The sequence below is a fragment of the Mycobacterium sp. DHQP2018-32-09 genome (assembly GCF_058148405.1).
Genome location: NZ_JBYVYK010000191.1, coordinates 1 through 397, shown reverse-complemented (window position 1 = coordinate 397; position 397 = coordinate 1). Strand labels below are relative to the sequence as shown.

Sequence of the window (397 nt, the reverse complement as noted above, 5' to 3'; positions counted from 1 at the left end):
GATGCAAGGATCGGTTCGCCACGCAGAGCCAACTCGCTTAACACCAGAATCTTTGCCAGTACCACAAAAATCAATGCCAGACCGCCGTGGGTGCCTAAACGGCTATCACGCATGATTTCCAACATGCGATCGCGGCTACGTGCAGAAAATACGCCATCACAGGTATCGGCGAGGCCGTCCAGGTGGAATCCCCCGGTCATCAGCGCCAGCACAAGCACGCTAAACAGTGCCGCCAGTGGTACGCCACACCATGCCTGCAGCACCATGAAGACCAGCCCGCTAATCGCGCCAAGCAATAATCCAATTAAAGGAAAAGTAATAATACCGCGAGAATAATGCTCGAAATCCAGTCCCTGGGACCAGCGACGCGGTACAGGCAGACGCGTAATAAAAGAGA

Annotated in this window: 1 protein-coding gene; it reads right to left on the bottom strand. The window is 53.9% G+C overall.

The genetic code is table 11. From position 1 onward, the window contains the following. Positions 1-397 (bottom strand): adenosylcobinamide-GDP ribazoletransferase (gene cobS / locus AC30CM_RS27295; RefSeq protein ID WP_490120021.1); only part of this gene is annotated, 397 nt, incomplete at both ends.